Origin of the sequence: Corynebacterium sp. LK10 (assembly GCF_008042455.1) — a bacterium.
Taxonomy (GTDB): domain Bacteria; phylum Actinomycetota; class Actinomycetes; order Mycobacteriales; family Mycobacteriaceae; genus Corynebacterium; species Corynebacterium jeikeium_D.
Window position 1 is genome coordinate 65189 of the sequence record NZ_NOVT01000013.1, and the last position, 8739, is coordinate 73927.

6 protein-coding genes, 1 tRNA gene and 1 other RNA gene are annotated in these 8739 nt (G+C 57.6%); 4 read left to right on the forward strand and 4 right to left on the reverse strand.

All coding sequences use genetic code 11. The features are described 5' to 3' along the window. Positions 1-26: 26 nt before the first annotated feature. On the reverse strand, positions 27-1670 hold the full coding sequence (locus CHU70_RS04160) for an AbgT family transporter (protein WP_049189696.1): 1644 nt from the start codon (positions 1668-1670) through the stop codon (positions 27-29). A 180-nt stretch (positions 1671-1850) separates the two neighbouring features. Here CHU70_RS04160 and smpB point away from each other — a divergent pair, with 180 nt between their 5' ends. Then, positions 1851-2354 (forward strand): SsrA-binding protein SmpB, encoded by a 504-nt coding sequence (smpB, locus tag CHU70_RS04165; RefSeq protein ID WP_038626299.1) that lies wholly within the window; start codon positions 1851-1853, stop codon positions 2352-2354. A 28-nt stretch (positions 2355-2382) separates the two neighbouring features. On the opposite strand, the gene CHU70_RS04170 is transcribed toward smpB, so the two are convergent. After that, positions 2383-2970 carry a DUF3887 domain-containing protein gene (locus tag CHU70_RS04170; protein WP_049171250.1) on the reverse strand — a complete coding sequence of 196 codons (588 nt, stop codon included), beginning with the start codon at positions 2968-2970 and terminating at the stop codon, positions 2383-2385. A gap of 164 nt (positions 2971-3134) precedes the next feature. Between CHU70_RS04170 and ssrA the strand changes: the two genes are divergently transcribed. After that, positions 3135-3519, forward strand: a transfer-messenger RNA (tmRNA) gene (gene ssrA, locus CHU70_RS04175). A 73-nt stretch (positions 3520-3592) separates the two neighbouring features. Here the strand turns inward: ssrA and CHU70_RS04180 are convergent. Both CHU70_RS04180 and CHU70_RS04185 read right to left on the reverse strand, forming a co-directional pair. Beyond that, a complete protein-coding gene (locus tag CHU70_RS04180) occupies positions 3593-4432 on the reverse strand; it encodes a GDSL-type esterase/lipase family protein (protein ID WP_070595367.1) in 840 nt (279 codons plus the stop codon). A gap of 263 nt (positions 4433-4695) precedes the next feature. Next, on the reverse strand, positions 4696-5277 hold the full coding sequence (locus CHU70_RS04185; RefSeq protein ID WP_070595368.1) for a PPA1309 family protein: 582 nt from the start codon (positions 5275-5277) through the stop codon (positions 4696-4698). A 151-nt stretch (positions 5278-5428) separates the two neighbouring features. Here CHU70_RS04185 and CHU70_RS04190 point away from each other — a divergent pair, with 151 nt between their 5' ends. Further along, a complete protein-coding gene (locus CHU70_RS04190; RefSeq protein ID WP_070595370.1) occupies positions 5429-8416 on the forward strand; it encodes a UPF0182 family protein in 2988 nt (995 codons plus the stop codon). Positions 8417-8600: 184 nt separating this feature from the next. Continuing rightward, a tRNA-Met gene (locus CHU70_RS04195) sits at positions 8601-8674 on the forward strand. Positions 8675-8739: the final 65 nt, after the last annotated feature.

Below are 8739 nucleotides of genomic sequence, written 5' to 3' on the forward strand. Positions count from 1 at the left end.
TCCCTCAATCTCCTAGTGGCTGTGAGTTAACGCACCGGAACCCCCGGCCCCAGCGGAATGCCCGCGAGATACCAGAGGACGAAGAATAGGAACCAGCCCACCATCATGCACAGCGAGTACGGGATAGCCAGCGACATCAGCGTGCCGACACCCGCAGGCTTGTAGTACTTCTGCAGGAAAGTCAGCGCCAGCGCAAAGTACGGCGACATCGGCGTAATGATGTTGGTCGGGGAGTCACCAATACGGAATAGCTGCTGGGAGACCTCTGGAGAGACGTTGACGTACATCAGCATCGGCACAACGACCGGCGCCATCAGAGCCCACTGTGCGGAGCCCGAGGTAATCAGCAGGTTGAGAACAGCCACCATCAGGACGAAGGCAGCAAAGAGCAACAGCGGCGGCAGATCCGCCTTGGTCAGGAATTCGGAGCCCTTGATAGCGGTCCACTGGCCGATATTGGACCACTTGAAGTAGGCCGTGAACTGCGAGACGGCGAAGAAGAGCACCATCATTGTGGTCAGTGTGCCCAGGCCGCGTTCCATGAAGGCGGGCACGTCTGCTGAGGAGGTGATGGTTTTGGCACCGATGCCGTACGCAATGCCGACCACTGCGAAGAAGAGGGCGATGGACGCCACGACGTCGGTAAGCAGCACGGAATTCAAGATGCCGTCGCCTTCGCCGCGCAGAGGCGAACCCGGGATGAACAGGGCAGCGAACCAAAGCGCCAGGAAGATGACAGCGGCGATGTTGCCGTAGCGGAGGCCACGTCGTTCGGCATCGTTGAGGATTAGCTTGTCGCGGCCATTGCTGGAGCTGCTAGATGCGGTGTTCCGCTCCTCCTTCTTGGCGTTTTCCTCGGCAGCTTCCTCCGAAGCGCCCGGTTTGGTGAATTCCGCGGCATCGTGGTCAATGTGGTCGTCGTGGACGGTCTTCTCCACGTGCTTGGTAATAAACAGTTCAGTAACGGCGGTAATAATCAGAGCCAGCACAATCGACGAGGCCATAGTGAAGAAGTAGTTGGCCAGCGGTGAAACTACGTATTCCGGATCCACGAAGTGCGCTGCATGCGTGGAGATACCTGCCAGCAGCACATCGGTGATGTTGAGCACCAGTGACGAATTGAACCCGGCCGACGAGGCGGCAAAGGCGACCATCGCACCGACAATAGGGTTACGACCAACTGCGGCGAATGAGGCGGCACCCAGCGGAATGAGAATCACGTAGACGGCATCAGAAGCGATTGAACCAGTCACGCCGGCCAGTGCAACAATGAATGTCAGCAGGACAGGGGAGTGCACCTTGGAAATTGCCGCGCGGATTGCCGAGCCGATGTAACCGGAGTACTCCGCAATTGCGACACCGAGCATGCACACCAGAATCAGGCCAACTGGTGCGAAGTCCGTGAAGTTCGTTACCGCCTCAGAGACCATCTTTTGCAGGTACTCTGCGGTAGCAAGGCTTTCCACCTCGATGATGTCACCCGACGCGGGATCCTTGGCCTGCATACCCGCAGCCTCACCGAGCCACGAAGAAACGATGACTACACCGGCAAGAATCACGAATAGCCAAAATGGATTTGGCAGTGCGTTGCCGATACGTTCCAGTGTTGCTAGGAACCCCTTTGGCTTCGGTGGCGCTTTGTCCGGTTCCAACGTTTTTGACTGTCCCATATATATATAAATCCCTCTGTGTTAGACGTTGGTAAAAGGTTAGGGGAAAGTAAGTTGCGTCACAACGTAAAAGGCCAGAGGCATATGTATGTCGGGTGCGAGCAGGCGCATAAGGGAAAGTTAAGGGAATAGCTAGGGAATAGCTGTAGTGCACCTTCTTCGACTAGAGTTAATCAGGTTATGGGCAAGAAGAAGTCGAAGAAAGAAAAGGTCAGCGCCAACAACGCGGTGGTGGCCACCAATCGTCGTGCCCGCCATGACTACAACATTCTGGACACCTACGAATGCGGTGTCGTTCTCGTGGGCACTGAGGTCAAGGCGCTGCGCGAGGGCAAAGCATCGCTTAATGACGCCTTCGCGACCATCGACGACGGCGAAGTGTGGCTCCGCGGGCTGCATATCCCGGAGTACTCCTACGGTTCGTGGACTAATCACTCACCGCGTCGCTCGCGCAAGCTGTTGTTGCACCGCAAGGAGATTGACACCCTGTGGGGCAAGGTCCGCGATGGCAACAACACGCTTGTACCCCTGAAGCTGTATTTCACCGACGGCCGCTTGAAGGTCGAGCTCGCACTCGCCCGCGGTAAGCAGGATTATGACAAGCGCCAGGACATCAAGCGCCGCACGGAGGAGCGCGAAGCTACTCGTGCGCTGGGCCGTCGTGTGAAGGGCATCAAGGGGTAAAAGAGGTCTTCATTAGAAGAAACCCTTTTTAGAAGGGGAACTCAGTCGCATCGACTGGGAGGATGAGTAGGCCAATGACGTTTTCGTGACGGTCAAAGGCAACTCGAGCCATCCATTCGCCAGCCTCATGTTTGAGGGTGGTGATGACGAGACTTGTGCCGAGAATCTTCGACAGGAGTTTCTGCGAGGTCGGTTCCTTAGTCCTGGTTCCCCCGAGGCTGGTGACTTGGGTGTCGTCGAAAGATTCGAACGCCCCAGTCTCGGTGAGAACATCTTCCCAGACAGAGTAGATAGTGGACCAGGGGAGATCCTTCCGGAGCTTTGGGGAAATCATGCTTACGGTTTCTGCTTCTTCGCCGTTGATGATGTGGCGAAGGAATTTTTCGCCGAGCTCGGCGATATGTGTAGTTTTTGTGGCAGTCATCAATTCTCCTGAAACGGGGTTTTGGACACTTCCGAACCGCTTGAATGCCGCTTGCCGGGAGATATTGAGTACATTTCCAATCTCTGCCCATGAATGGCCCGCTGCGCGAGCCTGCGCCACGGCATCTTCAAGTTCTTGTTCGGCAATGTTCGTTGCTTGCAGTCGGTGACGGATTGTCGTCAATGGATCCATGACTGCAGTCAACCATTGGTTGACGTCAGTGTCAACCCGGAGTTGACATTCGGGTGGGGGGGCGGAGCCTTGCGGCGAAGCTTGTTGACTTTTCCCGTCGTAAAGCGTTATTCTTGAACATCCTTTGAGCGCAACGCACTTTCCCGTGCTCGAAGGCATTGTATGGGGCTGACATGGTTTCGACACCGTACAGTGAGCCAGGGGAAGCGTGCCGGTGCAGGCTAGAGACCACCGTTTAAGCGTCGTAGCAACTGATTAAGCGCCGAGAACACTCAGCGCGACTACGCTCTCGCTGCCTAATTAAGCGACTAGCGTGTCTGTCAGACCGGGCTTGCCCTTTGGTCCGGACCCTGGCATCGACTTAAAAGGGCTCGCCCGATGGGTGTGCCGTAAGGCTCATCGGGGATCTTCTTACTTGCGGCTGGGCCCGTCATTCGGACATGTTTGCCTGAGCCGAAGGGTCGAGTAGAGGCGATCGTGCGAACTGCGCACGGAGAAGCCCTGGCGAGTTGGCGGTGGACCCGAGTTCAATTCTCGGCAGCTCCACAAATAGAAATCCCCGGTCATTACGACCGGGGATTTTTCGTTGTACTTGAAGACGTCTGAGCGACGTCGGGCAACCTTAGAAGGTGCTCTTGTAGACGTTGGCGATGGTGGTGCCAGTAACTGCCGAACCGTGGAAGGTCGGGTGGTTGGTCATGTTGTAGGAAGCAACGTCAGTATCCAGAATTGCCGAGACTTGACGCTCACCGTCCGGGCCGCACATTGCGACGTCAATGTTTGCAACGTTCTTCATGTTGACGAAACCGATGCCGGACTCATTTGCAGCGCGCTCCTGACGGTTCTGCAGAGCCATCTCAAACTGGTGCATGCCGGCAGCCGGAATGTGCGGTGCAAAACCTGCGGCGTTGACCGGGCAAGCGTAGTGAGTCGGGTCATTCGAGGTGAAAGCTGGGTAGCCAATCAGCATGACGCGAGCAGTTGGATTAGCAGCCTTGATTTTCTGTACCGCGGCAACAACGTTGGTGGTGTACAGGTCATCCTGAACCGGCATTGGCAGCACAGCGCCCTGCATTGCGTCATTGGCGCCAACGTAGATGGTCACTAGCTGGGTGGCCGGGCCGAGGGAGCCCTGAGCGATAGCGTTGTCAACCTGGCCCATCAGGGACTTCTGCGGCTGAGTCGGCATGAAAGCGGTAGTGCCGTTGCAGGAGTAGTCGTGCAATTCAAGACCGGTCTCGCGAGCAACGTGAGAGCCGATGTTCGAGACCGAAATCGGGCAGCCACCACGGCCCGGTACGGCCGGGTCGGACTGACCCGGGTTAGCAGCGAAGGAATCGCCGAAGGCAACGTAGTTACCAGTAGGAAGAGCGTTGGCAACACCGCCAGTCAGGAGGGAGGCTGCCAGCGCAGAAGCTGCAGCTGCCGAGGCTGCTGCACGGCGAACAACGTTGTTCTTCATAATTAAAAACCTCTTAGTTGAAAACCTATAGAAGGAAAAACTCGCGCTACACTCGCGATTTCTTCGCCACAGACCGTCCCTGGAAGAACCGAGTCCGACAGAACCAAGTCCGACAGAACCCTGAGCGGATACTTAAAGACGCGCCTTTATCACTTTGTTATACAACTAGGTTCTAGTCCTGATGTCAACCGGAACCAGCTAGTTATATGGATATTCGACTCTTTCAACGCCTCTTGTTTGTCTCTTATCGCTGGTAGGTGGAGTTATGAGTTACTTCCGAACGTGGAATACAGCGCAGCGATGACACCATCGGCTACCCCAGAACCATCTTTTAGCTCAATCTCATCTTCGGCAAAGAGGCCACGCTCATCCAGTTCCGCTTCTGTGGGGCGCGGCTGAATCAGTGTTAGGTGTGGACCTTCACTGATAACACCACTGAAAAGACGTGCCTGACGAGCCGCCTCACCATCCGCCTGCGCCCGTACCTCGTCCAGGGATGCACCCTCAAAACTGTCCGCCTGCTCCGGGGCAATCACCATAATCTCCTGCGCCAGCACGGCACCAACGACACCTGCCGGCCACGATGTCCGAGCGATAAAGTCCGCCAACTCAGGGCTACCACCTTCAATTCCCTCGGGGAGAGGTTCCTGCTCAACGACAGTCAGCGGGGCGCTGTCAATCAGCTCGTCGGCAAGCACGTCGGCAAGCGCGGCGGTGGGGACGAGGGCGAAGAGACTCGGGGCGCGGTCCCAACCTTCGGCGTGGACGTATTCGACAGCCTCGCGTACGGCGCGATTGAGTGCCTGCTGGCTGAGATGAGTCTGGGTTCCGCTGTTTTCGCTCATGACGCTTGACGACGCCCCTTTCCTGGCAACGCTGTATTAACAGCATCCTTAGTCAAATGTTAGGAACTTTATTTAGAGTAGATGACAGATAAGCGTACGACCGACTTACCAGCTCGCTGGCAAGTCAAGCTCAACTCGAACAGGAGAGACGTTGTCTCTAAACCAGACTCGACCGAGACGATCGGCGGGTGGCCGACCGGGGTGGCTGGCAATTACCGTGTTGGTGATTGCCGCGCTGACCTTTGTTATTCCAATCGCCGTCAATTTTTATACGGACTTTCAGTGGTTCGGTGAAGTGGGGTATCGAGGGGTATTCGCCACCACGTGGCTCACTCGTATCGTCCTGTTTATCACCGTAGGCCTGATAACGGGCGCACTGACATTTCTATCTATGTGGCTGGCGTGGCGCTCCCGTCCCGTCGACCTCGGGCTGACGGATCCGCGCAGCCCGCAGGCAGTGTACCGACGGATGGCTGAATCTGGTTCGAAGTCGATGTTCACCACGCTGCCTGTTGTATTCGGCGTACTCGGTGGCCTTGTGGGGCAGGGCAAATGGCAGACGGTGCAGCTGTTCTTAAACCGACAGTCCTTCGGTGAGACGGACCCGCAGTACGGCAAGGACTTGGGCTTCTATGCGTTCCAGTTGCCGCTGTGGTCGTACATCGTGTCGACGCTGGTTGTCCTGGTAGTTATTGCGTTCCTGCTGTCGCTGGTGACGCATTACTTCCTTGGTGGCATCCGCCCAGGTAACCCGACTACAGGGGAGAAGACCCGCGTTTCCAATGCGGCTCGTGCGCAGTTGGCGTGCTGGGCCGGTGTTTTCATGCTGCTCAAGGCTGTGTCTTACTGGCTGGACCGCTATGAGCTGCTGAATAACAAGCAGAAGACCTTCACCGGTGGTTCCTACACCGATATCAATGCGCTGCTGCCGGCGAAGATTACGCTGCTGGTCATCGCAATCGTCGTGGCCGCTGCATTCTTCGCGGCCATTTTCCTGCGCAATCTTTCGATCCCGGCGTTTGCCACCGTGCTGATGTTGGTTTCCGCAGGTCTGATTGGCGTGGCCTGGCCGATGGCAGTTGAGCAGTTCTCAGTTAACCCGAACCGCGCTTCCAAGGAACGCGAATACATTGCGCGCAATATTGAATCGACGCGCTACCACTACGGGCTTACCGACGACAAGGTGAAGGTCGAGCGCGACTGGGGCGTTCCGGCTGAAAAGGAAGGCGATAAGGAAGCCGCGAAGGAAGGTGCGGACTCGATTTCCCGCGATGCCGCTACTCTGGCCAATATCCGAATCCTGGATCCGGAAGTGCTGCCACGTACCTTCACGCAGCAGCGTCAGCTGAAGAACTTCTATGGTTTCTCCGATCCGCTTGCCATTGACCGCTACCAGATCGATGGCGCGTCCCGTGACTTCATCGTCGCTGCTCGTGAACTGAACCCGCAGACGCTGCAGGGTAACCAGACTGACTGGATCAACCGTCACACGGTCTATACCCACGGCAATGGTTTCGTTGCTGCGCCGGCTAATAAGGTCGACGAGGTTGCCTCCGAGTCCGGTTCCGCCCGCGGCGGTTACCCGCTGTACACCGTGGCTGACCTGTTCGAGTCCGAGGACCCGAACGGCATGAACCTGAACCTGAAGCAGCCGCGTATCTACTACGGCCCGGTTATCGCCAACAGCGATGCCGACTATGCGATTGTTGGCGGTAACGGTGACGGCAAGGACTATGAGTACGATGCCGACGGCCGTAACTTCACCTACGACGGTGAGGGCGGTGTTGGCGTAGGCGGACTTGCCAGCCGCATGATTTTCGCCACCCGTTACCAGGAGCTCAACATCCTGCTGTCCGACCGCATTGGGCCGGACTCCAAGATCATCTACAACCGCGATCCGCGTGACCGTGTTCAGAAGGTCGCCCCGTGGCTGACTACTGACACCAAGACCTACCCGGCTGTAGTCGATGGCCGTATGAAGTGGATTGTCGACGGCTACACCACGCTGGCCAAGATGCCGTACTCCCAGCGCATGAGCCTCCAGGAGACCACGCAGGATTCCATTAACCCGGATGGCACTCCACGCCCGCTGCCGAACAGCGAGGTCAGCTACATCCGCAACTCGGTCAAGGCGACCGTCGATGCCTACGATGGCACCGTTGAGCTCTACGAGTTCGATGAGAAGGATCCGGTGCTCAAGGCCTGGGAGGGTGTCTTCCCGGATGTGGTGAAGCCAAAGTCGGAGATTTCCGAGGAGCTGCAGGAGCACCTGCGCTACCCGGAGGACTTGTTTAAGGTTCAGCGTGAGCTGATGGCCAAGTACCACGTCAGCGATCCGGGCGTTTTCTTCGCCAATGACTCCTTCTGGTCCGTCCCGTCCGATCCGACCGCGCCGGAAGAGCAGAACCTCTCCCAGCCGCCGTACTACGTTGTCGCTTCCGATCCGAAGACCGGAAAGCCGAGCTTCCAGCTGATTTCCGCCTTCCGCGGTCTGGAGCGCGAGTTCCTCGCCGCCCAGATGAGCGCTTCCTCCGATCCGGAGACGTACGGTCAGATCACCATCCGTGCCCTGCCGACCAACACCCAGACCATGGGTCCGCGTCAGGCGCAGGACACGATGATGTCCGCAGATGAGGTCGCCCAGGACCGTACTCTGCTCGAGGGCACGAACGTGGTCACCAACGGTAACCTGCTGACGCTGCCGGTCGGCGATGGCGAGATTCTCTACGTCGAACCGGTCTACACCCAGCGCAAGGGCCAGGAGACCGCATTCCCGAAGCTGCTGCGTATTCTCGTCGCTTACCGCGGTCAGGTGGGCTACGGCGCCACGGTCACTGAGGCTCTGAGTCAGGTCGGTATCGATGCTTCCGCCGCGACTAAGGTCCGCGGTGAGGAAGAGACTGAGGAGCAGTCGGCGGATAAGGACAAGGATGCCGCTGACGCTGAGTCCGACGACGAGGCACCGAAGGAAGAGCGCAAGGTTGATGTCGCCGCGCGTGACGACGCCGCTCGCCGTATCTCCGACGCACTGCAAAAGCTTAACGACGCTCAGAAGAACGGTGACTACGCGGCGCAGGGCCAGGCACTTGCCGAGCTCGACCGCGCTGCCGCTGACTACCAGAAGGCCAACGGCCAGTAAGGCGTGCAACGAGTAGTTAGCCGAGAATCATAGGTTTCTATGGTCCGCAGACTCCCCAGGTTGTAGCGAAACCGGCTATGACCTGGGGATTGGTCTTTGTTGGGAGCATCGTGCTACAGTTACTTCTCGTTGGTCAGAGAGACCAGCGCCCGCTGTGAGTGCTTGTAAAAGCCAGGACAGTTGACGCGGGGTGGAGCAGCTCGGTAGCTCGCTGGGCTCATAACCCAGAGGTCGTAGGTTCGAATCCTGCCCCCGCCACTAAGAAAAGACCCCTACCGGTGCAAACGCCGGTAGGGGTCTTCTTTATTCTGGGGCCACATCAC

Bases quoted from the DNA above. Each gene is read 5' to 3' on its own strand.
- smpB (WP_038626299.1), top strand. From the start codon at position 1,851: ATGGGCAAGAAGAAGTCGAAGAAAGAAAAGGTCAGCGCCAACAACGCG.
- CHU70_RS04180 (WP_070595367.1), bottom strand. From the start codon at position 4,432: ATGAAGAACAACGTTGTTCGCCGTGCAGCAGCCTCGGCAGCTGCAGCT.
- CHU70_RS04185 (WP_070595368.1), bottom strand. From the start codon at position 5,277: ATGAGCGAAAACAGCGGAACCCAGACTCATCTCAGCCAGCAGGCACTC.
- CHU70_RS04160 (WP_049189696.1), bottom strand. From the start codon at position 1,670: ATGGGACAGTCAAAAACGTTGGAACCGGACAAAGCGCCACCGAAGCCA.
- CHU70_RS04170 (WP_049171250.1), bottom strand. From the start codon at position 2,970: ATGGATCCATTGACGACAATCCGTCACCGACTGCAAGCAACGAACATT.